This window comes from Chryseobacterium sp. SG20098, from assembly GCF_031844745.1.
Taxonomy (GTDB): Bacteria; Bacteroidota; Bacteroidia; order Flavobacteriales; family Weeksellaceae; genus Chryseobacterium; species Chryseobacterium cucumeris.
The window spans coordinates 61,285-87,428 of record NZ_CP134622.1; the positions used below are offsets into that span (position 1 = coordinate 61,285).

Genomic DNA, 26,144 nt, shown 5'->3' on the forward strand with positions numbered 1-26,144 from the left:
ATAAGTATGAAGGAATTTTTTTTAAAAGGGAGAAAATATAAATTCTTTTTAGGATTTCACCGTTTTATTGTGGGGCTGTATTCAATCTATATTATAAATACATTGAAGTCTTATAATTCCTCATCTTATTCCACATATTATAAAGAGAGTATTTATGAAAATATCGCAAAATACTCTTTTTATATTATCATAAATTTAATTTCAGGAGGGATCATTTATTTTAAAATAAAACGGGCAAAGACTATCCTCAATTTTTTTGCAGTAATGATCTTTATTCTGGTTTGTTATGCCGAATATACCCTGGTTAAAACTTATGTTAATAACTCATATTATAACTTTGTAATTACTTTTAATACAGGAGTTATAGGTTTTATTGTTTTTTATATCTTTTATCTTAATAAAAAGAGTGAGAAAGAAGAGACAGGAATCAATGAAATAGAAAATATAGGAAAAAACGAAGACTAAGAAAGCGCAAAAGATAAAAAAATGGCAATACTCGTTACCGGCGGACTTGGATATATTGGTTCTCACACTGTTGTAGAACTTCTTAATAACGGCTTTGAAGTGGTTATTGTAGATGATTTATCCAATACGGAAAAGTTTATTTTAAAAAATATTGAGGAAATTACAGGTAAAAAGCCTGTTTTTTATCCTTTTGATTTAAGAAGAAAAGAACTTCTTACTCAGGTTTTTGATGCTCATCAGATTGATGGCTGTATCAATTTTGCTGCCTCTAAAGCGGTAGGAGAGAGCCAGATCATTCCTGTTGATTATTATGAGAATAATCTGTTTTCTTTGATTAATATTCTTCAGGAATTTAAAGCAAGAAAGATCTCCAACTTTATTTTCAGCTCATCATGTACGGTATACGGACAGGCAGATGTAATGCCGATAGATGAAAATACCCCGTTGAAAACCCCTGAAAGTGTCTATGGAAAAACAAAACAAATGGGAGAACAGATCCTGATTGATTTTGCAAAAGCCTATCAAAGTAAAATATCACTATTAAGATATTTTAATCCAATCGGAGCACATCCTTCAGGAAAACTGGGAGAATTGCCGATAGGGATTCCTAATAATTTAGTGCCTTATGTGATGCAGACGGCTTCCGGAGTTCGTGAGAAACTGAATATCTGGGGTGATGATTACCCTACAGAGGATGGAACGGCCGTTCGTGACTATATCTATGTTGTTGACCTTGCAAAAGCACATGTTGCAGCATTAAAGAAACTGATAGAGGATCCTTCGTCGGATGCTGTGATAGATATCTACAACCTGGGAACAGGAAAGGGTTCATCTGTACTGGAAGTGGTAAAAGCTTTTGAAAAAGCCAATCATGTAGAAGTGCCTTATCAGATTTGTGCCAGAAGGGAAGGGGATATCACTATTGCATATGCCAACCCGGATAAAGCTGAGAAAGAACTTCACTGGAAGTCTGAAACCTCGCTTGAAGAAGCTTTAAGAACAGTTTGGGAATGGCAAAAATATCTGAACACCAGAAATTCATAACTTAGCATTGAGAAATGCTTATATAGAAAGAGCAATTTAAACGATCATAAAACAAATTACAAAAACATCTTCCTTGAAATTTGGTGTTTTATCTTTTTAAAAAACATTTATTTCAGCGAAGCTTTAATTTAACATTAATATGAAGACACAGAGAATAGGTATTACATTTTCGTCATTTGACTTATTGCATGCAGGTCACATTAAAATGCTTGAAGAAGCTAAAACTGTATGTGACTATTTAATCGTCGGACTTCAAATCGATCCGTCCCACGATCGTCCAAACAAAAATAAGCCAAGTCAGACTATTGTTGAAAGATATATCCAACTGAAAGCGGTGAATGCTGTGGATGAGATAATTCCTTATTACACAGAAGAAGACCTTTTGGATATTCTTAAATCATTTGTGATTGACGTAAGAATCATCGGGGATGATTACATGGACAAAGACTTTACAGGTAAGAAATACTGTGAAGAAAAAGGAATTGAGCTATTTTTCAATAAAAGAGACCATAGGTTTTCCACCAGCGATCTGAGAAGGAGAATTTATGAAGCTGAAAAAGAAAAATACGCAAAAGCAGAACCTGTAAAATAACAGAAATAAAAAATCCCGAAAGAAACTTTCGGGATTTTTGCTGTATTACATTGGGCCGCCTTGCTGATCATCTCCGGCTGCATTGGAATTGATATCCTTTTTCTTTTTAGGCTGATCAATTTTCTCTCCTTGCTTGAATCTGTAAGTTAAAGAAATAGAAAACTGTCTTGGTTGCCATTGCATATAGTTTCTTCTTGTATAATCTTCATTGAAACTGAATACTTCTCTGCTTCTTGTATTGAATATATCCTGAATATTGAAGGAAATGGTTCCGTCTCCTTTCCAGATTGTTTTGGAAGCACCAAGATTCAGAGCATACATATCCTGTGTATTTTGGTTGGCAGATTTCTGTGCCCCTCTATAGAATCCCTGAAGTTGTACACTTAAAGTTTTGTCAAGTTTAAATGTTGTATTTAAACGTGCTCTGGTAGAGAAGCCGTCACCTGTAAAATCCATGTTGCGGGTTTGTTTCTGCTTATTTTTATCAATCGCATCATAATAAGCAATTCCGCTGGTTTTATATCCAAACATATCAAGGCTACCCATTATTTTTAACCATGCAAAAGGGTCATAGGTGAAGTTCAGATCCAAACCATAACGGTCGTCATTTCCTAAATTGATAGGTTTTGTATAGAATACTCCCAGACTTTCATCAGGTCTGTAGACTAGCATTTTAGTATCATCAGTGGAATGTCTGTAATATAAGGTAGGATTAATCGTAAACTTTTTTCTGGTAATATTATATCCTACTTCAAATGAATCTACATACGATGGGTTCAGGTCTATGTTTCCCTCAAAAATATTCTGGCTGTTGCTGTAATTCGGGAAGGGAACCATAAAGAATGATCTTGGTCTGTCTATTCTGCGGGAATAATTAAGCAAAATCTGATTGTTTTTAGATAAATCATAGCTTAAAAATACACTCGGGAATAAATTATTGTAGTTCTTCGTTTTGTCTATTCGTTTATCATTAGGATTTTGATTGATATAATTGATGCTTACATTGGAAAGCTCATCTCTTAAACCTAGCTGATAAGCAAATTTTTCTCCGATTTTACTTTTAAACTGTAAATAAAAAGCATTAAAAACTTCTTTATAATCTGTGTTATTGTTATAACTTGGAATATAAGGGTTATTGGAAGTACTGCTTACAAAATTATCATAGGTGTTGTCATTGACATCCAATCTGTATCCTGCCTCAAGCTTAGATTGTTCTCCTATTGGAAGCTCATAGTCTGCCTTACCGATAATCGTTTTACTTACAGAATGTCTTCTGGTTACATCTTGCACATCCGGACGAAGGTCATACGTTTCAAGAATATCAGAATTATTATTACTTCTGTTTCTTTGCAAGCTCAATGATACGGATAAATTTTGTCCCTTATCATCAAACTTATGATCTAATCCTAAATCTCCTTGAAAAGCAAGATTATTGAATACACTTTTAGAATCTCTTCTTCCGGAAGGATTTAACAAATTCCATTTTCCAGCTGTAGTGCTTGGATCCGGAGAATCTCTGAAGAACCTATAAAAACTGTCATACGTATCAAGAAGTTCATTTCCGTCTCCTTCAAATGTTCTCACTAACCCTGTAAAATTAATTGACGTTTTATCAGATAAATCATGAACAAAACCTGCACTTACATTATAATTTTTATTATAAGTTTTGTTGGTAGAGTTTTGCAATTGATGAGCAAGAACATCATTAGGCTGCTGATTAGCAACTACATTAGGAAATGTAAGATTATGATAGGTTGTTTCCGAATTATTCTTGGTTTTGTTTTCTGTGTAGCCACCACCACCATTCAAAAACCAGGTCCAGTTATTCTTTCTCCAGCTCAGATTGGTATTAAGAGAGGTTCTTGGAAAATATCCCAGAGATCCTACTACACTTCCATTAAATCCTACTTTTTTGCTCTTTTTAAGGATAATGTTCAGAATACCGGAGGTTCCACTTGCTTCAAATTTAGAAGAAGGGTTGGTAATTACTTCAATTCTTTCAATCTGGTCAGCAGGGATACTCTGTAATGCATTAGCTCCGTCATCTATTCCAAGAAGGGCAGAAGGCTTTCCATTGATCAGAAACTTAACATTGGTGCTTCCTCTCATCGATACTGTTCCGTCTGTATCTACGGAAACCGAGGGAACGTTGGTCAAAACATCCTGAAGATTTCCTCCTTTACTTACAATATCCTGTGAAGGATCATAAGTTTTCTTATCAAGTTCTACTTTATATGCTTTGGTTGCTGATGCGGTAATAACAACACCCTGTATTTCTTTCGTTTTACCATCTACAGTAGAGGTTGCCTCTGCTTCAATAGATAGAGCACCGATATTACCTGCTTTTGCAATGTTTTTGCTGACTACACTTTTTTTGTAATCAATAGCTTCTACTGTAATGTCATAGTCTCCGGGCATAAGTTGCAGCTGATACTGTCCTTTTTCATCAGTTAGTACAGCATCACTTAAAGTCTTGTTGGCTTTATTGCTGAAAGTTACGGAAGCGTAAGGAACCGGTTGATTTTTTTTGTTGACAATGATTCCTGAAACTCCAGCCTTTTCTTGTGCAAAAGCTAGTGCTGCCGCTGAAAGTACTAAGGTAAGTCCTAAAGTTTTTCTGGTGAAAATAGTGACAATTTCTGTCTTATTCTTCATAGGTTATTTTTTTGTATAAGATCGTGAAAGAATAACCCTTAATATTTTGAGTGTCTATAATAATGTGAACATCAAAACATTATGGTTGTATATTTTTTTCTAACTGTTTAAATTTTCTGGTGCTTCTAAACTTATTTTATATTTTTTGAGTTGAGCCAGTCCTGATAAGCCTTTGCATTCACTGCATGTTCTTCAGCACTTGCAGTAAACTTATGGTATCCGAATCTTGCCGGATCAGCACACATAAATATATAGTTGTTGTTTTCGGCATTTAAAACAGCATCTATTGAATTCTTATCCACTACACAGATAGGTCCCGGAGGAATACCTGCATTGGCATAAGTATTATAAGGTGATGGTGTAGACAAATGCTTATATAATACCCTTTTTATAGGTTCTTTAAAATTAGTCTGCTTATTAATTGCATAAATTACCGTAGGATCAGACTGAAGTTTCATTCCTTTTCTGTAACGGTTTAAATATAATCCTGCAATCGTTTTCATTTCGTCCTTTTTTCCTCCGGATTCCTTATAAACAATAGAAGCTAAAGCATAAATCTGATCTCTTGTAAGACCGGACTGCTGCTCCTTGTTTTTTCTTTCACTCGTCCAGAAATCATTATACTGATTTTCGAACTTCGCAAAAAATTCTCTCGGACTTACTGTCCAGAAAAAATTATACGTATCGATGAAAAAATATTTTTTTAAATCTTCAACATTTTTATAGCCTTTCTCCTGTGCCACGGCATCCAGATCATTCACAAAATGTAATGAATCAATTTCCGTTTTTTTGGTCACCTTACCAATCATCTGATACATATCTCCAAAATCACCGATTCTGTAAGAGTTTGCAGTCTGGTTACCTGCTTTGATCATATTGACAAGGTTTTTGTTACCTGTTCCGCTCTGAATATGATATCGCCCTGCTTTAAAATTCGTATCAAGGCCTTTTTCCTTAGCTACAGCTTCAAAAGATTCCCTGTCTTTAATATAAGGAGCAATAGAATCGAGGATCTGTTTAAATCCTGCTCTATGAGGAATCAGAACGTAACCATCCTTTTCTACGTTATTTCCTAAATATTTATTATAAAATCTCAAACCAAAAAATCCTGCCACTACAAAAACCAGCAGAATGACAATGAGAATTGCTTTTTTCATTCTTATCAATGTTGATTAAAAGTTTTTTGTTTTTAAAGAAGATCTGTCTTACCTCTAAAAACTTGCTTTGCAGGACCCTCCAGCCAAATATTCTGGAATGCATCACCGCTTTTTTCAGCATGTACTTTAAGGTTTCCACCTAAAGTTTTAACTTTTACAGAGGTTAGATTATGTTTTTGCAGAAAAGTTAAAGCAGAAGCTGTAACTCCTGTTCCGCAACTGTAAGTTTCGTCCTCAACGCCTCGTTCATAGGTTCTTACAAAAATTTCATTATCGGAAATTTTTTCTACAAAGTTCACATTGATTCCTTTTTCTTTATATTTTTCTGAATTTCTGATGCCATATCCTTCGTCATAAACGTGATAATCTTTCAGATTGTCAACATATTTTACATAATGAGGAGATCCGGTATTCAGAACAAAATCATTTCCGTCGCGGGAGATAGTATCCACATTGATCATTTTTAATTTAATGATTCCGTTATGGATTTCAGCTTCATGTTCACCATCTGTCGCAATGAATTTGCATTTGTCTTCGAAGATGTCAAGGAAAAAAGCAAAAGCGACAAGGCATCTTCCTCCGTTTCCGCACATCGTACTTTCTCCGCCATCAGAATTGTAGTACACCATTTTGAAGTCATAATGAGGATCGTTTTCCAATAGAATAAGACCGTCAGCACCTATTCCGAAACGTCTGTCACATAATTTTTCAATGCTATCTTTATCTTTAGTAAATTGGAGATCACGGTTGTCTACCATTACAAAATCATTCCCTGTTCCCTGATATTTATAAAATTCCATATTTTTTTGTTAAATGAAGAAGCAAAATTACTATATTTTAAATGAAAAACGAACAGTGTTAGCTGTTCGTTTCCTTATTTATAATCGTTTTATCTAAAGCCGCCACCGCCGCTCTGCTGTCTGCTTGAACTGGTGCTTTGGCTGCCCGAGCTATTCCTGAATCCACCGCCGGAAGACTCTGATCTGCTGCCTCCGGAATTTCTGAAACCGCTGTTATTCTGGTTTCCCTGGTTGTTCTGATTACTGCTGTTTTGATTTCTGAATCCACTGTTACTGTTGGAGTTTCTGAAACCACTGTTGTTCTGATTTCCCTGATTGTTTTGATAACCACTATTCTGGTTTCTGAATCCGCTGTTGCTGTTAGAGTTTCTATTATTATTGAATCCTCCGTTATTATTATATGAACCGTTACTGTTCGTTGTACGCGTATTCTGGAATCCGTTTTGAGGTCTTGAAGAAGAAGATGATCTTCTTTCTACATAGACTTTTCTTCTGGAGTTATTATAATTGTCATAATAATAAGGAATGCCATTATCATAGTAATAATTAACGTTGTTTCTGTAATAATAGCCATCATTGCCCCAATATCCTCCGCTTCCGTAGTATCCTGAAGGAGCATAATAATACCCGTTGTTGTAGTAGGGATCACCATATCCGTAACCACTATTGCTTCCATATCCGTCGGTATATGCTAGACAAGAGGTTAAACTGGTAATAGCAAAAATACTGACTGCTATTTTAAATAAATTTTTCATGACTTTATTGTACTTTTTTTTCTTTAAAACTTTTTTTCCAATTGACGTATCCTAAGATCGCCATTATAGTAAATACCAAATATTGAACCGAAGTGATTCCAAGTCCCTTAAAAATCATCATAGGAATACAAATAAGATCTCCGAGAATCCAGAAAATCCAGCTCTCAATGCGCTGTTTGGCCATCAACCACATTCCTACTAAAAATATGGAAGTGGTAAAAATATCCATCCAATTGGCCCAGTCGAGATGATACAATCCCAAATAACCACTTTCTAAATGATCAATATAAGGTTTGCAATAATAAATAAAAGTAACAAATGCCAAACTCAGCACAAAAAGAATACTTGCATGTATCCATTCTTTTCGGGTAGCCCATGTAACTTCTACGTGAACATGATCTTCAGAATTTCTTGCCCATAGAACCCATCCATAAATACTCATGACAGTATAATAGACGTTAATCATACAGTCTCCCAGAAGCCCGGCATTGAAAAGAAGATATACATAGATCAGCGTTGAAATAATGCCGGTAGGATACACCCATATATTTTTCTTTATGGAAAAAAATACGCTCAGTATTCCGAAAATTGCACCTGATGCTTCCAACATAATTTGTAAAGAATCATAGCTTTCATAAGGCTTTACAAAAAGATCATATAAATTCATGCAATCAAAAATAAGCAAAAATATGGACTTTTTAAAATGGATTATATAATGTGTTGTTCAGGTTTTTAAACCTTTAATGTAAAATAAATGAGGAAAGTTTAACGATAAACGTGGGAGTTCCTAAATTTTTTATATTTTCGTAAATCCTTAATAAATAAAAAAACATGTCGAAAATTTGGGTTAAAAAGCCACTAAGTGCCTATGAGGCAGATATGAAGAAAAGTGAGCTGAAAAAAGTCCTTGGAAAATGGAGTTTAACAGCAATTGGAGTAGGTGCTATCATCGGTGGTGGAATCTTTGTTCTTACAGGAACAGGAGCCTATTATCACGCAGGACCAGCACTTGCCATTTCCTTTATCATTGCAGGGATCGCCTGCGTTTTTGCTGCATTATGCTATGCAGAGTTTGCATCCATTATTCCTGTAGAGGGTTCAGCTTATGCTTATGCATATGGAACAGTAGGAGAAATTTTTGCATGGGCCATGGGATGGTGTCTCATCCTCGAGTACGCGATGGCGAGTATGGCCGTCTCCGTGAGTTGGTCCGGTTATTTTAATAAATTTTTGAAGATTTTTAATATTCATTTGCCTGCCTATCTGACATCAGACCCGGCAAGTTATACCGGAGATGGTTTTTCTATGAACCTGCCAGCATTTATTCTGGTTCTTTTAATTACTGCATTATTGGTAAAAGGAACTAAAGAGGCAGCAGGAGCGAATAACCTGATCGTTTTAATGAAAACTTCAGCCGTTATCTTTGTGATTATCGCTGGTGTATACATTATTTTCTCTAATACGGATCTTTACAATGCGGTAGATGGTGTTAAAAACTGGAAGCCTTTTATTCCTGATCCGATAAAGATCAAGAACTCTGAAGGAGATCTGGTTTCTGCCTACGGGATTAAAGGTATTATTTCCGGAGCAGCAGCTATTTTCTTTGCTTATATCGGTTTTGATGCTGTTTCTACACAGGCTGGAGAAGCTATTAACCCTAAAAAAGATGTACCTTTCGCTATCATCGCTTCACTATTGATCTGTACAGCATTGTATATCTGTGTATCTCTTGTATTGACAGGGATGATGCATTATACAGACTTTAATCCTGAAGGAAGATATCCGGATGCCATCAAAGCGCCTGTTGCGTATGCTTTTGAAATTGCAGGAAAGCACTGGGCGAGTAATATCGTAACGATTGCTGCTACCGTAGGGTTGATTTCTGTTGTAATGGTAATGATGATGGGGCAGTCCAGAATCTTCATCGGTATGGCAAAAGACGGGTTGATTCCTAAATTCTTCGGACAGCTTCATCCAAAAACAAAAACACCTTACAAAGGAATTATCCTGTTAGGAATTGTAGTAGCTTTAATCGCTGCATTTACACCAATTTCTACATTGGCAGATATGACAAGTTTCGGAACCCTGTTTGCATTTACACTGGTTTGTATCGCAGTTTGGGTGATGAGAAAGAAAGAACCTAACCTGATCAGACCTTTCAAAGTTCCTGCTTATAAAATCGTAGTGGCATTAGGAGTAATTATCAACCTATATTTGATCTTTAACCTAAGTGCTCATGCATTGGAACTTTCTGCAGTATGGTTGTTCTTAGGAGGTTTGGTATACTTCCTTTACGGAAAATCAAACAGTAAGCTTAACAACCCTGAAAAATATCAGAATCAGGATTAATAATAATATAAACCGCTTCGGCGGTTTTTTTTGTCACAATACTATTACTATGAAAAATATTTTTTCCATTGTATTCCTGTCCGTAGGAATTACAGCGTTTTCCCAACAGGTGGAAAGCCTTGAAACCATTCTTAACGATAAAATCAGTATCAGGGCTCTTGAACTATATGACAACAAAGTATGGTACAGCGGTACGGATTCCAAATTCGGGTTTGTAGATCTTAAAGACTATAAAAACCAGAAACAGGTCAGGCTATCTGAAGAAAAACTTCAGTTCAGAACACTAGGACAGAATAAAACTTCTTTCTATGCAATCAATATTGAAAGTCCGGCACGTTTTTTCAAAATTGATAAAAAAGATCTGAAATCACAGGTGATTTTTAAAGATACTGCAAAAACAGCGTTTTATGATGCTTTGCATTTCGTGAATGATAAACTTGCCTATACCTTCAGTGACGCAGATAAAGATCACCTGCTGAAACTAGCGGTATATAAGGATGGGAAATGGAACATGTTTAAAAATAATGTAACGTTAAATGATGGCGAAGCTGCTTTTGCCGCCAGCAATACCAATATTTCATCCTCTAAAAAATACTTATGGATTGCGACTGGAGGAAAAGCTTCAAGAATCTTAAGAATGAACCTGAAAGATGATAAAATAGAACTGTTCAATACCCCAATCATACAAGGAGAATCTTCCCAGGGAATGTATTCCATTGATTTTTTTGAAGACTGTTTCGGAATAGCAGCAGGAGGAGATTATACCAAACAGGATGCTAATATCAATAATATTGCAACGTCAAATGATGCAGGAAAAACCTGGCAGATTCAGGCTTCAGGACAGAATGCGGGATATACCACTTGTGTGAAAATAAAACCGGGATCCAAAGGAAAAGAAATAGTGGCAGTGGGAGATAAGCACATCAGTTATTCCTCAGATTTTGGAAAAACATGGACTAAAATTTCTGATGAAAAAGGATTCTTTGTCTGCCAGTGGATTGATGCTAATAAAGTGGTTCTTGCAGGAAATAACAGAATTGCGGTGATGAAATTAAAATTTTAAATAGCAAGAATAGAATTTATCACTATTGGCCAAAAGCCTGATCATACGTATTTAGACTCATTATAAAATAGAACCTAATATAATTCATAGGTTAAAATTCATAACTAATGGTTAATTTTGTAGGGTGGAATTTTAATTATGTTAAATTTCATACCCTTATAAAATTTTAATTTTCAAAATGAACTCTTTAATAGATAAGTATAATATTCCCGGACCGCGTTACACTTCTTATCCTACCGTTCCATATTGGGATGAATCAACATTCTCACCGGAACAATGGAAAGAAACGGTAATCAGGTCTTTTCATGAAAGCAATGCAGAGGAGGGAATTTCTATTTACATCCATTTGCCTTTCTGTGAGGCATTGTGTACGTTCTGTGCTTGCCATAAGCGTATTACCAAACAGCATAGTGTTGAAATACCTTATCTGGAAAGTGTTTTAAAGGAATGGAAACTATATCTTGATCTTTTCAACGAAAGACCTAAACTGAAAGAATTACACCTGGGAGGTGGTACTCCTACCTTTTTCTCCCCTGAGAATTTAAGAACATTACTGGAAGGGATCTTTTCATCGGTAGACATTGCAGAGCACCCTGAATTTTCTTTTGAAGGGCATCCAAACAATACGACGAAGGAACATCTTCAGACCTTATATGACCTTGGTTTCAGAAGAGTGAGCTTTGGAGTTCAGGATTACGATCCTAAAGTTCAGAAAGCTATCAACAGAATCCAGCCTTTTGAAAATGTGAAAAACGTTACGGAATGGGCAAAGGAAATAGGGTACAGAGGAATCAGCCATGATCTGGTTTTCGGATTACCACACCAGAATTGGGAAGCAATGGAACATACCATCAGAAAGACTATGGAACTGAAACCGGACAGACTGGCATTCTATTCTTACGCACACGTTCCATGGGTGAAAGGTGTCGGACAAAGAGGATTTGATGAAAATGACCTTCCAAGTGGAGAAGAAAAACGCCGTTTGTATGAAGATGGTAAAAAGCTGCTTCAGGATCTAGGATATATTGAGGTTGGGATGGATCACTTCTCTCTTGAGCATGATGATCTTTATCAGTCTCTGATTCATAAAAAACTACACAGAAATTTCATGGGGTATACCTCTAGTAAAACCCAGCTGATGGTTGGGCTTGGTATGTCTGCTATTTCAGATTCATGGTATGCTTTTGCCCAAAATGTAAAAACAGTGGAAGAATATCAGAAAATGGTTGAACAAGGTGAGATTCCTGTTGTAAAAGGACACGTTCTGAGCGATGAGGATCTTACGGTAAGAAGACATATTCTGAATCTTATGTGTCAGCTTGAAACCACTTTTGATGTTAATAACTCTTTCCCTGAGCTTGACAATGCGCTGGAAATGCTGAAAGAAATGGAAAATGACGGTTTGGTTGAGATCAATGGAACTGAAGTTAAAATTACAGAAGCCGGAAGAGCATTCACAAGGAATGTAGCCATGGTTTTTGACCTGAGGATGATGAGAAACAAACCTGAAACCAGGATTTTCTCAATGACTATATAAAATAAAAGCGGTTCAATTCTGAACCGCTTTTTTATAGACCCGTGGGTTTGTTTTGAACTTGTTTAAACTTTTTTGAAACATTAAGATTGTATTAAGGTGTCTAGAGTAGTCCAATGTTTTTTGCTTGGTGAAAAGCCTTTGCCACCCTTTTTTATAGAATTTAAAAGCCTTAGCGTTTCGTTTGCGTTTAAAACCAGCTACTACTATTTAATAATCAATTTCTGACTATATAATTTCAGTTCCCCGGATTTTAGATTAATATAATACACTCCGGCAGGTATCCCTGAGATATTAATTGCTTTGCCATTAATAATCTGATCCGTTTCCATCACTTTTCTTCCCTCTGCACTGATGATTTCCAGGGTTGCTTTTTTATCTATCACCCCATCAATGAAAATTTCCTTGGAAGCAGGATTAGGATAAACCTTTACTGCTCCTGAAGTATTTTCATTAGTTCCTAAAGTTCCTGTAGATATTTTGAAAATTTTTCCATTGCTCAAATCTGCGACATACAATCCTTTTTGATAATCTTCTCCAAAAGTAGAAAAGTTATTTCCGGAATAAGGAGTCGTCCAAGTAATGGTATTATTGGTATCCAGCATTCCGATCTGAGAAGAACAATAATCTGCAAAGAAATATTTTCCCTGAAGTGACGGGTATTGGCTTCCTAGCCGCCTGTGATAGAACATTTCCCGCCAGAATGGTTGTATACAGCAACAGGGAAGGCCATGGTAGACTGTGCAGCGCATCCTGCTGTATTGTAAGCATTATTTCCTTCATAACAACGCCAGCCATAATTTAATCCGGCTGTAGTAATGGGCATTTTGTTGATTTCTTCTATTGCTCCCTGTCCAACATCCGCAATCATAGCATTGCCTGTAGTCAGATCAAAAGAAAATTTCCAGGCATTTCTAAGACCATAAGCCCATACCTCGTCTGCACCATCCACTCCGGCTCCGGCAAAAGGATTGTCTGGCGGAATATTGTAAGGGCCGGTAGCATCCACATCGATTCTCAACATTTTCCCTAATAAAACATTTTTATTTTGGGCATTATTATTCGGGTCACCACCACTTCCTCCGTCTCCGGTGATGATCCAAAGCTTTCCATCAGGAGCAAAATGAATGCTTCCTCCATTGTGATTGTCGAATGGTTTGGGAATATTCAACAGTATTTTTTCAGAAGCAGGATCTGCTACGTTTGGGTCTGTAGAACTCCACTGTATCTGGCAACAATAATATTGCCTGAAAGGTTGTTGTAATACACAAAAAAATACCCGTTGGTAGAGTATTGAGGATGAAATGCAAGACCAAGAAGGCCTCTTTCACCGCCGAAAGTAATTTTTGATCCGATATTCAGAAAGTTGGTTGTGTTAATAGTCCCATTGGGTTGAATAATTTTAATGATGCCGTCTTGTTGAACCACAAAAAGGCGGCTGTCATTGGCGTTCGTAATCTCTACAGGGCTGGTAAGTCCTGTCACAAATTCTTCCAAATTAATGCTTTGAGAATTAACAATTAAGGAAGAAAAAACACTGATGCTAAAAAGTAATTTTTTCATAATATTTTGAGAGTTAGTGTGTTGGAAAAGTAAATGAAAATTTTATACCAATCGATTTTGAAGACTTCATTATGATAGTATGAAAAAATTGTTAAATCTTAAATAGAAATCACGATACCAATATATCTGGAAATAAACCATTTCTGTTGTTAAAAATTCATAAAATACAAGAAAATCATTATATTTGCCGACTTAATTTAACGTAGTTATAACAAAATGCAAGGAAAAGGACTTATTACAATTGTCGCTATTGTACTAGGGTTGATTTGCTTAAACGAGCTATTACCAACATGGTACGCCAGCAAAATTGAAAAGCAGTCAACTGCTATTGCAGGAGACAATCCGGAGAAGTATCAAAAAGAAATCGCAAGACTTTCTAAGGATACTTTGAATTTAGGATTCACAAAACTTTATTACACTAAAGCCAAAGACAAGGAAATGAAACTTGGTCTTGACTTGAAAGGAGGGATCAACGTTCTTTTGGAAATTAACCAAAGAGATCTTGTGAATGATTTAACCAATTATTCTACAAATCCTGTTCTTATTGAGGCTTTAAACAAAACTGATGAAGCACAGAAGAATTCTACTAAACCTTACATCGACAACTTCTTTGAGCAGTTCGATGTAATTAACAAAGCTAAAGGGGCAAATCTTAAGTTGGCGGATCCGGAAATTTTCGGAAATACAACCCTTACTGAGGTGAAGTACAACACACCTGATGAGCAGGTGAAAAGCATTGTTAAAAGAAAAATCGATGCATCTGTAGGAACAGCTTTCGAGGTAATCAGAACGAGAATTGACAAACTTGGAGCTATCCAGCCAAACGTTCAGAGAGTACCTGGTACAGCGAGAATTTCTGTGGAAATGCCTGGTATGAAGGACATCGATAAAGTGAAGAAAATGCTTCAGACTTCTGCAAAACTTCAGTTCTGGGAAGTACAGCAGGTTCCTGAAATTGCACCTTATTTCCAGACTTTGACAACTATGGTTGCTGCAAAAGGAGATTCTATGGGAGTGGCAAAGAATGTGAACTTCATGAGCCTTTTACAGCTTGACAAATTAAGAACAAACGGTGTTGCTAACGTAAAATTATCCGATACTGCAGTTGTAAACAAAATTTTAAACAGCAAAGTAGGTCAGTCTTTACGTCCGGCTAACATTAAATATACTCAGTTCATGTGGGGTTACAAACCTGAAGCTACCGATACTGAAAGTTTAGTATTGTATGCGATCAGAGGTAACATTAACCAGAAAGCTCCGGTAGACGGTGCTGTAGAAACTGCAAACATCAGCTACGATGAACTAAGCAGAGTAGTGGTAGATATGCAGATGGACTCTAAAGGAGCAAAAGAATGGAAAACATTAACTGAGAAAAACGTTGGAAAACCAGTTGCCGTAACTCTTGATAACAGAGTATACACAGCTCCTAACGTTGTAAATGCTATCCCTAACGGTAGAACTCAGATCTCTGGTAACTTCTCTCAGGAAGAAGCTAAAGAACTGGTAGATGTGTTAGGTGCTGGTAAATTGCCTGCAGGTGCAAAAGTAGTTCAGGCTACCGTTGTAGGTCCATCTTTAGGACAAGAGGCTATTGATTCCGGTTTAATGTCGTTTATCATTGCATTTGCTATTATCATTGTTTATATCATTTTCTACTACGGTGGAGCTGGTGTATACGCGGTAATTGCGATGGTGATCAACTTATTCTATATTTTCGGTATTATGGATTCGGGTGACTTTACCCTTACGCTTCCAGGTATCGCGGGTATCGTTCTTACCATGGCAGTAGCGGTGGATACGAACGTTATCATTTATGAAAGAACTAAAGAAGAATTATTCGCTGGGAAAAGTATTCTTGAAGCTTACAAAGATGGTTTCAAACATGCATTAAATGCGATTATCGATGGTCACACTACGACTTTCTTAACGGCAGTTGTATTGTTCTTCTTCGGAACAGGGCCTATTAAAGGTTTTGCATTGACGTTGATGATCGGTATCTTAATGACATTATTTACGTCTGTATTGCTTTCAAGAGTAATGATTTTCTCAAGATTAAATAAAGGAAAAGGACTTTCTGTTTGGACTCCGGCTACGAAGAACCTATTCAGAAATACCTGGATCGATTTCATCGGAAAGAGAAAATATGCTTACATCGTTTCTGCTGTTCTTACAGTTATTTGTATTATTTCAATCGCAACACACGGTTTCAAATATGGTATTGATTTTACCGGTGGTAGAAACTATGTGGTAAGATTTGATAAAGATGTAAAAGCTGAAGATGTTGAAGAAAAATTAGTAGCATTATTCAAAACTGAAGACGGTAAGAACTCTTCTGTGGAAGCTAAGACTTTCGGAAACAATAAACAATTAAAGATCTCTACAGATTACCTTATCGAGGATGAATCTTTAAAGGCTGACCAGATTATCGAACAGAAATTATTCGAAGGTTTAAAATCAAACTTACCGGCAGGAACAACATTGAAAGATTTCAAATCTGCTGATAAAGACCACGCAGGAATCATTTCTTCTGAGAAAGTAGGACCTTCGGTTGCTGATGATATCCAGACTCACGGTATCTATGCGGTATTAGCTGCATTAGCAATGATCTTCATCTATATTCTTGTAAGATTTAGAAAATGGCAGTTCTCTCTTGGAGCAGTTGCTGCTCTATTCCACGATGCGGTAATTATTTTAGGAGCATATTCATTGCTTCACAAATATATGCCGTTCAATATGGAGATCAATCAGGACTTCATTGCTGCGATTCTTACTGTGTTAGGATATTCAATTAACGATACGGTAATTATCTTCGACAGAATCAGAGAATACCTGAGAGAGAAAAAATCATTAACACTAGCTGGTCTGTTTGATGACTCTATTTCAAGTACGTTGGGTAGAACATTCAACACTTCATTCACTACGATTTTGGTGATCCTTGCGATCTTCATCTTCGGAGGTGATAACTTAAGAGGATTCATGTTTGCGATGCTAATCGGTATTGGATTTGGTACTTATTCATCCATCTTTGTGGCGTCTGCAATTGCTTATGACTTCCTTAAGACTGGGAAAGAAGAAGAGGTACATGGAAAATCTACTTCTGCTAAAGAAGAACTCGCTTCTAAGTAATACAAACTACAATAAATTAGTAAGGGCCGTTTCGAAAGAAACGGCCTTTTTTTTAATCAAAGTCCAAATAGTGGTCAGCTGTTCGTGCTCGTATTGCTTTACTTTTTTTAGTATACATATTAACTATTGATAATTTAGAATCATTATTTTTCAGATTTGATTAATTTTGCACCATCATGGAAAATTCAAAGAAAAAAGCAGCTATAGGCTTCATATTTATTACTTTACTGATCGATATTACGGGATGGGGAATCATCATCCCTGTTGTTCCTAAATTAATTGAGGAACTTATTCATGCAGATATTAGTGAAGCTGCAAAATATGGTGGCTGGCTTGGATTTGCCTATGCATTTACGCAATTTATATTCTCTCCGTTAGTCGGAAATCTTAGTGACAAATACGGAAGAAGACCCATCATTCTGATTTCTCTTTTCGGATTTGCAATCGATTATATTTTCCTTGCGCTGGCTCCAACGATCTGGTGGCTGTTTTTAGGAAGGATCATTGCAGGGATTACAGGAGCAAGTGTCACTACCGCCAGTGCCTATATTGCTGATATTTCCACGGATGAAGACAGGGCTAAGAATTTCGGACTGATAGGTGCTGCTTTTGGGCTCGGATTTATCATAGGACCTGTTCTGGGTGGAGTTCTAGGACATTATGGAGCCAGAGTTCCTTTCTATGCCGCAGCAGGTCTGTGTCTGCTTAACTTCTTGTATGGATATTTCATCCTTCCTGAAAGTTTGGATAAAGATAAAAGAAGAGAATTCGACTGGAAACGTGCCAACCCTATTGGTTCATTTAAGTTTTTAGGCAAGCACCCTGAAATTTCAGGTTTGATTGTTTCGTTGATATTGATCTATATTGCAGGCCATGCGGTACAGAGTAACTGGAGCTTCTTTACGATGTATAAATTCAGCTGGACAGAAAGAATGGTAGGAATCTCATTGGGAGTAGTAGGTTTGCTGGTAGGTCTTGTACAGGGCGGGCTTATCAGATATACAACACCCAGACTGGGCGAGCAGAAAAGTATTTATTACGGATTGGCTTTCTATGCAGTAGGAATGTTATTGTTTGCCTTTGCTTCAGAAGGCTGGATGATGTTTGTGTTTCTGGTTCCTTACTGTTTAGGAGGAATTTGCGGACCGGCTTTACAGTCTGTCATCACGAAAAGTGTTCCTTCCAATGAACAGGGAGAACTTCAGGGAGCATTAACGAGTTTAATGAGTGCTACATCCATTATAGGACCTCCGATGATGACTAATTTATTTTACTATTTCACGCATGATGAAGCACCGTTCAAATTTTCAGGGGCACCTTTCTTTTTAGCATTTATTTTAATGGCGGTCAGTGTGGTAATTACTTATTCTGCTTTTCAGAAAAAAAATAAAAATTTAGTTGATGTAACCTCGGAAAAGGATTTTCACAAGTCATAGTTCTATTGATGAACTATAATTAATTTTCGGGTTATCTTTCAATAATTTTACAAGTCTTTTTTATTTATTTTGAAACAAAAAACCAAATTATGAATACATCAGATCTGGAAAAGTATTTGGAACGGATTCATTTCTCCGGAACTCCTGAATTGAGCATGGAAACATTGAGGAAAATACATCAGCTTCATCCTAAATATATTCCATTTGAAAATATAGACTCTTATACTGGAAAAGTGCCTTCTTTGAATGTAGATGATGTTTTCAGAAAGTTGGTTATTGAATCCAGAGGCGGATATTGCTATGAACAGAATCTGCTTTTAAGTGAAGTTTTAAAAACATTAGGATTCAATGTAAAGCTCCAGCTTGGAAGGGTAGTGTGGGGAAGGCAGGAGGATAGTATTGCTGCACAGACGCATCTTTTGCTTATTGTCGATTTTGATGGAGATCAATATGTAGTAGATTGTGGATTTGGAACAGCCACGCTCACTGCACCTGTACTTTTAAATGAAGAAGAGCAGCAGCAAACACCCAACGGAATGTTTAAAGTTTCCCATAAAGAAGAAACCTATACGCTTTGGATGTGGAAGGAGCAGTGGCTTCCTGTGTATCGATTTACTCCTGAAAATGTAGAACCTGTTGACCTTGATATTTCCAACTGGTATTTGTCTACTCATCCGGATTCTCATTTTAAGAACAGACTGATTCTTTCAAAAGTAGATGAGAATGCTCGTTATACCTATACAGACCATGTTCTGAATATCCGGACTCGTGATGGTGAAAAGGAATCTATAACGATAGAAAATGATATACAGCTCTATGAAATATTGATTAATACTTTTGGGCTTAAAGAAAATGCGATAGAAGCGTTGAAGTCAAAAGTCAGAATCTGGTAAGACTTATAAAATATAATAAACGGGAAGCTCACTGAGCTTCCCGTTTTGATTAAAATCTGATTTTTATGAAAATAACTATGGATAAAGGGATTTTGTCCCGTTACTTACAATATTGCTGCCTAATCCGGAGAATGATACAGAGAAATTAGTGGAGTTAAAGCTTAAAGAACCTGTTGGTGTACAAAGCCCCAGTGCATAGCGACATTGCCCGTAAGCTCCTGTCTTTTTGGTTATTTTACTTTCGCTTTTTGCTTTCCCTAAGCTTATATAGCCCCAATCACTTACATCTGCATTGGAAACGGTGGATCCTGAATAATAAATGGTAATCTTATATCCGGCTTCACCTCGTTTAGAACCCCAAAGCCAATTGGCTGTCCACCACTGTTTATACCATGTAGAAGCTACTTTTGAAGCTTCTCTGTCAGATGTTTCTGAATTTCCTCGGGTATCCATCATCACAAGTCCTCCGAAGATATTGTCCCAGATAATCCCTGAATCTCCATAAAAACATAAGGTGGTAAATTTTCCGTTTTTACCGTTCCATGTTACTTCCATAACCTGGGTGCCCGCTTTTACTTCTCCGGTGATGGCTTCTTTTAATCCTTGTTGGGCGATTGTTAAATCCTCACCATGATATAAATCTCCAATTTTTCCGATTTTTACAGAGGATGGATCCAAAATATTTCCGGAAGCAATGAACTGATCTTTATCCGTAATCAGTTTTTTAGACAGTTCTACCCCTTGTTGGGTTGAAATTTTTCCCAATACAGCCACTCCCACAATCTGTAAATCATTTTTTAAATACGTTTCAAGATTTTTGGTGGATTCATTCAGTTGAAGCTGTACTGCTTCAGGAATAAGTTGAGAAGACGAAGGAGTAATTTCTTTTTTCAGCTCATCGATGGTTGTCTTAGCCTGAACAGCTTCCTGTTGGTTCATTTCATTGTTTTCATTCTGGCAGCTGTAGAGTGCCATTACCGATAACACGGCGAAAACTTTAAAAGTAGTCACTAGTTTTTTCATAATTAATATTTGTTTGGTTGTGCATTATAAATATACATAATTGCTGCTTAATTCTCACTATTTTGAATTAAATATTTGTTAATTGATATGTCGGGTTTGTAGGTTGCAGGTTGCAGATGTTAGGTAGCTAAGTTTGAGAGTGGAAGAGTTTTAGGGTTCAAGGTTCTTAGTTTAAAGTTTGTGGGTAAACAGTAATAAAAAGAAAGAGCAACTCGCCCCACGTAAAAAAAGTAATCTCAAAACCCGCAACCCGTCTAAAAAACCTTAAACCTTGAACTTTAAACCTTGAACCTTGAATCCTGAACTTCATTATAAAATCTTAAAATTTGTTTAAATTTTTAGTTTACAGTCTATAAATGCAATAATCTTTCGTAATTTTACACCATGGAATTAAGCATTGGAGAAATGGCACTCATTGCCATTGCAATCGTTGTATTATTCGGTCCGGATAAGCTGCCCCAGATTGCGCGTGATTTAGGTGCAGGCGTTAGAAAGATGCGTGGAGCAGTAGAAGATATCAAAACTGAAATCATGAAGGAAACAGATAATCCTGTTTCTGAAATCAAACGTGAGATTGAGAAGGTAAAAGATGCTGCAAAGGATTTCAACCCGATGAATGATATTCAGAAAGATATTCTGACGGAACCTTCTTCTGTTGCTTCCAATGAGCCTCCAAAACCGAAGCCTGCAGATGATGAGACTTACGAAGGACCTGTAAGCAGATAAGTATGGAGGAAATCATTCAGGAAGATAAGAAGGTATTTCTTTACCTTAATAATTTGGGCGATTCATCTTTCGACCAGTTTTGGATGCTGATTTCCAGTACCTGGATCTGGGTGCCTCTTTATATTATATTTCTTTATTTTTTATATAAAAACCACAAACTAAGATCATTAGTTTTTATCCTTATATTTTTGGCTATTGGAGCAACGGTTTCTGATCAGTTAGCCAGTGTGTTCAAATATGGTGTGGCAAGGCTCAGACCGTGTCATGATCCTACTTTAGAGCATCACATGAGAATTGTGAAATGTGGTGGACAGTTTGGATTTTATTCTGCTCATGCTTCCAATACATTCTTTTTGGCATCCTTTTTAAGTATTTTATTAAAAAATAAGCTTAAATGGTTTCCATATGCTATATTTGTATGGGCTATAGTGGTTTCCTACAGCCGTATATATTTAGGAGTGCATTTCCCGATAGATATTTTGGTGGGGGCGTTTGTTGGATCTTTATTGGGAGTGATATTTGGTGCACTCGCCAAAAAAGTGATCAACAAACAAACTATAACTTCATGAAAAAAACTTTACTAGTAGTAATTTCCCTCTGTTTTTCTTTAAATTTCTATGCCCAGGATAAAAAACTGGCTGAAGAATGTTTTCAAAAAGCTGATTATAAATGTGCAGAAGAGCAGTATTTAAAATTGGCAGAAAAAGAACAGATCCAAAAATTTCAATCAGAATATTACGATTATCTCGGAACAGCTCAGAGAAGGCTTGGAAAAACGACGCAGGCTTTTAAATCCTACGATTCTGCCCTGAAAGCAAATCCGCTGTCGGTTTCTGTATACGTCAATCTTTCGTCGCTTTACAGTCAGAAAGGAAATAAAGTAAAAGCCCTGGAATATATAGAAAAAGGACTTCAGGTAAATGCTGAAACTCCGGATCTGTATCTTACACGTTCCAAAATTTATGACAGTCAGGGGAAAAAAGACCTGGCCATCAAAGACCTTAATCAGATTCTGACTTTTGCTCCTGACAATCTTTTTGCAAAAACAGGACTGGCCAATCTGAAAAAAAATAATGGTGACCTGGACGGAGCTTTAAAAGATTATAATAAACTTCTTTCTGAAAAACCGGAATCACTGCTTTATAATGGGAGAGCAGACGTCTATTTTAAAATGAAAAAATATAAAGAAGCTCTTACAGATGCCAACAAAGCAATTTCCATAGACCCGAAATTTGCCCAATCTTATGTGAGCAAGGCTATGATTCTCATGGACACATCCAAAATTAAGGAAGCTTGTGAAAATCTGGATAAAGCAGTTGCTTTAGGCTATGAAAAAGCAGTCCTGACTGATTCTTATGCTAAATGTGTAAAGAAATAAATTAAAAAACACTCTACCCAAATCATTTAAATAAATCCATACTAAAAAGTCCATACTAAAAAACGAAAAGAGATAGAAAGATGTTGAATATTGTTCTTGTAGAACCCGAAATACCTAATAATACTGGAAATATTGGAAGATTATGTGTAGGAACTGAAAGCAGATTACACCTGATTCATCCGTTTGGATTTGTAATTAATGATAAAAACCTGAAGCGTTCCGGGTTGGATTATTGGGTACATCTCGATGTTTCTGAATATGCAGATGTAAAAGAATGGATTAAAGTAATTCCTGATGTATCACGAGTATTTTTAATGAGTTCACATGCCGAAAAATCATACCTTGAAACGGACTTTCAGGATGGAGATTGGTTGGTTTTCGGAAAGGAGAGTGTGGGACTGAGTAAAGAGGTCCTGGACCTGTTTGAAAATCATCTCACCATTCCTATGTCGAAACTCATCAGGAGCTTTAATATTGCTAATTCTGTTGCTTTTGTGGTAGGAGAAGCAAAGAGACAGATCAGTCTGAAATAGAGATAAGTTGTTTCAAAAGTCAAATTATTTGGCTTTTGTCATTCTGAACACAGACTGAAAGTCTGCGAACGTAGCTCAGAAATGGAGTGAAGAATCTCATAAATTGTATTGGTGAGATTCTTCTTTCGTCAGAATGACATTCTCGGGAGCCTCTTTTTTTAATCGTTATGATAAGGTTTTCCCTGTAGAATCTGGTCCGCACGGTAAAGCTGTTCTACAATAAACAGACGGATCATTTGGTGGGTAAAAGTCATTTTCGATAAAGACATTTTTTCATTCGCTCTACTGTAGATCTCTTCAGAAAAGCCATAAGCTCCTCCAATCAGAATATGTATTTTCTTTACGGAGGAATTCATCCAGGTATCAATTTTCTGAGAAAACTCCCGGCTGGTAAACTGTTTTCCTTTTTCATCAAGAATCACTACCAGATCGTTTTTATCAATATGGTTTAAGAATAACTTGGCTTCTTCCTTTTTAAGAAGATCAGGAGATAGGTTTTTGGCATTTTTTACATCCGGAATTTCTGTAATTTCAAAATTCCAGTGTTTGGGTAAACGGTTGAGATAATAATTGATTAAAGAGGTAATTTCCTTATCATCTGTTTTACCGATACAAAGTAAACTGATTCGCATTGCAAGAATTTTCAGATGGCAAAGATAGGGTTTCGCAGTTAATTTGTTGCTGGTTTTTTGGTTGTAAGTTTTTTAGTTTACACTCTAAAGTCCTCCCACTCTCAAATTCTCCCTTAATCCCTGCTACCCAACATCAGCGACCTGTTATCTAATTCCTGCCACCTATCACCTTATATCTTTTCCCTATTTAATTTAATTCCCCTACCTTTGTATAAAGACAAACAGATCGATGAGTGTAAAGGTTCCTAAATTTATTTTAAAGATTCAAGAGTTTTTTGACAGCATCCATATTCCTGTTTTAGGAATATCGCTTTGGCAGATGTTTCAGATCTATATCTCCGGGATTTTTAAAGGAAAAATTGGAAGAAAAGCGGCTGCTATTTCCTGGAGTTTTACCATAAGTCTCTTTCCGTTTATTCTGTTTTTGCTTTCTGTTCTGCCTCATATGCCGCTATATGATGAGCTTCAGTTTTATATTTTTGATGTACTGATGCATAATGTTTTCCCTTCCAACATGGAAGGAGACGTGAAAGGATACATTGTAAGCAATATCATTCCGAATATGAAAGGAATCAGTAACCTGACCATTCTTCTGGCTCTTATTTTTGCGACCAATGGTACATTTTCCCTAATTAATGGTTTTAATGAAAATACAGATGAAAAATTAAGTGATGTAAAAGAGTTTATTCTTTCATTTTTTATCACGATAGGCTTTATTACCATCGTTTTTTTAACACTGTTTGGAGTGTATTACGCAGAGGTTGTAATGAAGCTTTTTACTCCGGCTTATGATGTAACGTGGCTTGTAGACAACCTTTCCAAGATTATCGGGTTTGTTTCTTTCCCGCTTTTTTACTTTATACTTCTGACCTTATTTTACTGGCTGGGTACTGTGAAGATTACAAGATTCCGACAAGCAGTTCCGGGAGCCATTCTGACAACGGTACTATTTGTGGTTACAACGTATATTTTTGCTATTTATGTAAAAGATATAGCCCGATATAACGTTCTTTACGGGTCTATAGGAAGCATGATTCTGCTGATGGTTTGGGTGAATGTCAATGTATATCTCCTTTTATTCGGAAATGAGCTGAATATGGCGATCCGAAAACTCAGAATAGAAAAGCTGTTGTCTGATGAGATTGAGAAGGAAGCTTCAGGATATCACACCCAGATTACTGAACCTGACTTTGATAGTGATGAGGAACATAAAAGAAAATTGGAGAACCGGAAGAAAGATTAATTCTCTTCCAGTTCAGGGTTTTCTTTTGAGCTTACGCTAAGTATGGTAAATCCTGCAATGGCAGCGATAAAAGACGCAATCAGGATGGCAAACTTCGCTTCATCCTGAATCGGAATTTCTCCTTTGAAGGAAAGCAATGCAATAAAAATGGACATCGTAAACCCGATTCCGGCTAACAACCCTACACCAATCATCTGTAACCAGTTACTGTTTTGAGGCAGGGAACTGAGTTTTAATTTGATGGCAATCAATGAGAATAAATTGATCCCGATCAGCTTACCCAACACCAATCCACAGATAATTCCCAGACCTAACGTACTTGTCACTCCTGCGACCATTTCACTGGAGAAAGTAATATTGGTATTCGTTAAAGCAAATATGGGCATAATGAGAAAACTTACCGGAATATGAAGCTGATGCTCCAGCTTTTCCAATGGTGAAATTTCTACATTCGAAGCATTGGTAGGAATGGAAAATGCAAGCAAAACACCCGCTATCGTAGCATGAATTCCGGAATGATGGAGGAAATACCATAAAAACAATCCCGGAATGATATAAAATATTGTTTTGGTTACTTTTAAAAAGTTTAAAATAAAAAGTAGGGCAGTCACTCCAAAAGATAGGAGAAGATAGCTCCAGTGGATTTGCTCCGTATAGAAAATCGCAATCACGAGGATCGCTCCCAGGTCATCTACAATAGCTAATGCCGCTAAAAATATCTTGATAGAATTAGGAATTTTTTTACCTAACATCGAAATGATAGCCAGAGAAAATGCAATATCGGTTGCCATAGGAATTCCCCAACCATTGCTGTATTCCGTTCCTGTATTGAAAATGCTGTAGATTACTGCCGGAATAAGCATTCCTCCTACCGCAGCAAAAATAGGAAGGGAGGCATTTTTAAAGGATGAAAGTTCGCCTTCTACCAATTCACGTTTTATTTCAAGGCCTACCAGAAGGAAGAAAACTGCCATTAATCCGTCATTGATCCAGATGCTGACAGGATATTCCAAACCAAAAAGATGAGTTCCTACTTCCTGGTCTAAAAAATGCTGAAAGTTCTCTGCAGCAGACGAATTGGCAATAAGCAATGAAATAAGTACACAGAAAATAAGAATAATTCCTGAGGACTGACTGTTGTTGAAAAATTTTTTAAAATAAAGAGATAAATTCATGT

25 protein-coding genes are annotated in these 26,144 nt (G+C 36.5%); 14 read left to right on the forward strand and 11 right to left on the reverse strand.

Annotated features, from left to right (window positions below; genetic code table 11):
• Window positions 1–6 precede the first annotated feature (6 nt).
• From RHP76_RS00250 to RHP76_RS00260, 3 genes are all read left to right on the forward strand, one after another.
• A complete protein-coding gene (locus RHP76_RS00250; protein ID WP_311229205.1) occupies window positions 7–465 on the forward strand; it encodes a hypothetical protein in 459 nt (152 codons plus the stop codon).
• Window positions 466–486: 21 nt separating this feature from the next.
• A complete protein-coding gene (gene galE / locus RHP76_RS00255; protein ID WP_311229206.1) occupies window positions 487–1,509 on the forward strand; it encodes a UDP-glucose 4-epimerase GalE in 1,023 nt (340 codons plus the stop codon).
• Between the two features lie 139 nt (window positions 1,510–1,648).
• The gene (locus tag RHP76_RS00260; RefSeq protein ID WP_062670769.1) at window positions 1,649–2,101 is read left to right on the forward strand and encodes an adenylyltransferase/cytidyltransferase family protein; all 453 of its coding nucleotides are present in this window, start codon (window positions 1,649–1,651) and stop codon (window positions 2,099–2,101) included.
• 45 nt (window positions 2,102–2,146) lie between these two features.
• Here the strand turns inward: RHP76_RS00260 and RHP76_RS00265 are convergent, their stop codons facing one another.
• From RHP76_RS00265 to pnuC, 5 genes are all read right to left on the reverse strand, one after another.
• On the reverse strand, window positions 2,147–4,756 hold the full coding sequence (locus RHP76_RS00265; protein ID WP_123277967.1) for a TonB-dependent receptor domain-containing protein: 2,610 nt from the start codon (window positions 4,754–4,756) through the stop codon (window positions 2,147–2,149).
• Between the two features lie 131 nt (window positions 4,757–4,887).
• A complete protein-coding gene (gene mltG, locus RHP76_RS00270) occupies window positions 4,888–5,913 on the reverse strand; it encodes an endolytic transglycosylase MltG (RefSeq protein WP_202843893.1) in 1,026 nt (341 codons plus the stop codon).
• Between the two features lie 32 nt (window positions 5,914–5,945).
• Window positions 5,946–6,713, reverse strand: a complete 768-nt coding sequence (gene dapF / locus RHP76_RS00275) for a diaminopimelate epimerase (RefSeq protein WP_288442441.1) — start codon at window positions 6,711–6,713, stop codon at window positions 5,946–5,948.
• Between the two features lie 89 nt (window positions 6,714–6,802).
• A complete protein-coding gene (locus RHP76_RS00280) occupies window positions 6,803–7,468 on the reverse strand; it encodes a hypothetical protein (RefSeq protein ID WP_062670754.1) in 666 nt (221 codons plus the stop codon).
• A 4-nt stretch (window positions 7,469–7,472) separates the two neighbouring features.
• On the reverse strand, window positions 7,473–8,135 hold the full coding sequence (gene pnuC / locus RHP76_RS00285; protein ID WP_120230593.1) for a nicotinamide riboside transporter PnuC: 663 nt from the start codon (window positions 8,133–8,135) through the stop codon (window positions 7,473–7,475).
• A gap of 164 nt (window positions 8,136–8,299) precedes the next feature.
• On the opposite strand from pnuC, the gene RHP76_RS00290 reads away from it, so the two are divergent.
• The 3 genes from RHP76_RS00290 to hemN all read left to right on the forward strand — a co-directional run bounded on the left by RHP76_RS00290 (window position 8,300) and on the right by hemN (window position 12,417).
• Entirely contained in the window at window positions 8,300–9,817 is a 1,518-nt protein-coding gene (locus tag RHP76_RS00290; RefSeq protein ID WP_062670751.1) for an amino acid permease, read from the forward strand.
• 49 nt (window positions 9,818–9,866) lie between these two features.
• Window positions 9,867–10,880, forward strand: a complete 1,014-nt coding sequence (locus RHP76_RS00295; RefSeq protein WP_288442444.1) for a WD40/YVTN/BNR-like repeat-containing protein — start codon at window positions 9,867–9,869, stop codon at window positions 10,878–10,880.
• Between the two features lie 178 nt (window positions 10,881–11,058).
• Window positions 11,059–12,417 carry an oxygen-independent coproporphyrinogen III oxidase gene (hemN, locus tag RHP76_RS00300; RefSeq protein ID WP_062670747.1) on the forward strand — a complete coding sequence of 453 codons (1,359 nt, stop codon included), beginning with the start codon at window positions 11,059–11,061 and terminating at the stop codon, window positions 12,415–12,417.
• Window positions 12,418–12,620: 203 nt separating this feature from the next.
• On the opposite strand, the gene RHP76_RS00305 is transcribed toward hemN, so the two are convergent.
• Genes RHP76_RS00305 through RHP76_RS00315 form a run of 3 tightly spaced genes read right to left on the reverse strand, consistent with a single transcriptional unit; the run spans window position 12,621 to window position 13,977 of the window.
• A complete protein-coding gene (locus tag RHP76_RS00305; protein ID WP_311229207.1) occupies window positions 12,621–13,106 on the reverse strand; it encodes a T9SS type A sorting domain-containing protein in 486 nt (161 codons plus the stop codon).
• Window positions 13,085–13,585, reverse strand: coding sequence for a PQQ-dependent sugar dehydrogenase (locus tag RHP76_RS00310; protein ID WP_311229208.1), 501 nt, complete (start codon window positions 13,583–13,585; stop codon window positions 13,085–13,087). The genes RHP76_RS00305 and RHP76_RS00310 overlap by 22 nt, the downstream gene beginning before the upstream one ends.
• A 26-nt stretch (window positions 13,586–13,611) precedes the next feature.
• The gene (locus RHP76_RS00315; RefSeq protein WP_311229209.1) at window positions 13,612–13,977 is read right to left on the reverse strand and encodes a PQQ-dependent sugar dehydrogenase; all 366 of its coding nucleotides are present in this window, start codon (window positions 13,975–13,977) and stop codon (window positions 13,612–13,614) included.
• A gap of 216 nt (window positions 13,978–14,193) precedes the next feature.
• Between RHP76_RS00315 and secD the strand changes: the two genes are divergently transcribed.
• The 3 genes from secD (at window position 14,194) to RHP76_RS00330 (ending at window position 19,432) form a co-directional block, all read left to right on the forward strand.
• Complete coding sequence (gene secD, locus RHP76_RS00320) at window positions 14,194–17,103, forward strand: protein translocase subunit SecD (RefSeq protein ID WP_311229210.1); 2,910 nt, start codon at window positions 14,194–14,196, stop codon at window positions 17,101–17,103.
• Between the two features lie 176 nt (window positions 17,104–17,279).
• Window positions 17,280–18,539: a TCR/Tet family MFS transporter gene (locus tag RHP76_RS00325; protein ID WP_120230597.1), complete on the forward strand. Its 1,260-nt coding sequence runs from the start codon at window positions 17,280–17,282 to the stop codon at window positions 18,537–18,539.
• An 89-nt stretch (window positions 18,540–18,628) separates the two neighbouring features.
• Complete coding sequence (locus tag RHP76_RS00330) at window positions 18,629–19,432, forward strand: arylamine N-acetyltransferase family protein (protein ID WP_311229211.1); 804 nt, start codon at window positions 18,629–18,631, stop codon at window positions 19,430–19,432.
• 75 nt (window positions 19,433–19,507) lie between these two features.
• On the opposite strand, the gene RHP76_RS00335 is transcribed toward RHP76_RS00330, so the two are convergent.
• Complete coding sequence (locus RHP76_RS00335; protein ID WP_062670738.1) at window positions 19,508–20,455, reverse strand: hypothetical protein; 948 nt, start codon at window positions 20,453–20,455, stop codon at window positions 19,508–19,510.
• 384 nt (window positions 20,456–20,839) lie between these two features.
• Here RHP76_RS00335 and RHP76_RS00340 point away from each other — a divergent pair, with 384 nt between their 5' ends.
• The 4 genes from RHP76_RS00340 to RHP76_RS00355 all read left to right on the forward strand — a co-directional run bounded on the left by RHP76_RS00340 (window position 20,840) and on the right by RHP76_RS00355 (window position 23,092).
• On the forward strand, window positions 20,840–21,181 hold the full coding sequence (locus RHP76_RS00340) for a Sec-independent protein translocase subunit TatA/TatB (RefSeq protein WP_034696279.1): 342 nt from the start codon (window positions 20,840–20,842) through the stop codon (window positions 21,179–21,181).
• Window positions 21,182–21,183: 2 nt separating this feature from the next.
• Complete coding sequence (locus RHP76_RS00345) at window positions 21,184–21,750, forward strand: phosphatase PAP2 family protein (protein ID WP_062670736.1); 567 nt, start codon at window positions 21,184–21,186, stop codon at window positions 21,748–21,750.
• The gene (locus tag RHP76_RS00350) at window positions 21,747–22,559 is read left to right on the forward strand and encodes a tetratricopeptide repeat protein (RefSeq protein ID WP_120230601.1); all 813 of its coding nucleotides are present in this window, start codon (window positions 21,747–21,749) and stop codon (window positions 22,557–22,559) included. The genes RHP76_RS00345 and RHP76_RS00350 overlap by 4 nt, the downstream gene beginning before the upstream one ends.
• Before the next feature lie 80 nt (window positions 22,560–22,639).
• The gene (locus RHP76_RS00355) at window positions 22,640–23,092 is read left to right on the forward strand and encodes a tRNA (cytidine(34)-2'-O)-methyltransferase (RefSeq protein WP_062670732.1); all 453 of its coding nucleotides are present in this window, start codon (window positions 22,640–22,642) and stop codon (window positions 23,090–23,092) included.
• Between the two features lie 158 nt (window positions 23,093–23,250).
• Here the strand turns inward: RHP76_RS00355 and rlmH are convergent, their stop codons facing one another.
• A complete protein-coding gene (gene rlmH / locus RHP76_RS00360; RefSeq protein ID WP_062670730.1) occupies window positions 23,251–23,724 on the reverse strand; it encodes a 23S rRNA (pseudouridine(1915)-N(3))-methyltransferase RlmH in 474 nt (157 codons plus the stop codon).
• 229 nt (window positions 23,725–23,953) lie between these two features.
• Here rlmH and RHP76_RS00365 point away from each other — a divergent pair, with 229 nt between their 5' ends.
• Entirely contained in the window at window positions 23,954–24,967 is a 1,014-nt protein-coding gene (locus tag RHP76_RS00365; protein ID WP_062670728.1) for a YihY/virulence factor BrkB family protein, read from the forward strand.
• Here RHP76_RS00365 and nhaA read toward each other — a convergent pair.
• Window positions 24,964–26,142 (reverse strand): Na+/H+ antiporter NhaA, encoded by a 1,179-nt coding sequence (gene nhaA, locus RHP76_RS00370; RefSeq protein ID WP_079241208.1) that lies wholly within the window; start codon window positions 26,140–26,142, stop codon window positions 24,964–24,966. The genes RHP76_RS00365 and nhaA overlap by 4 nt on opposite strands.
• Between the last annotated feature and the right edge of the window lie 2 nt (window positions 26,143–26,144).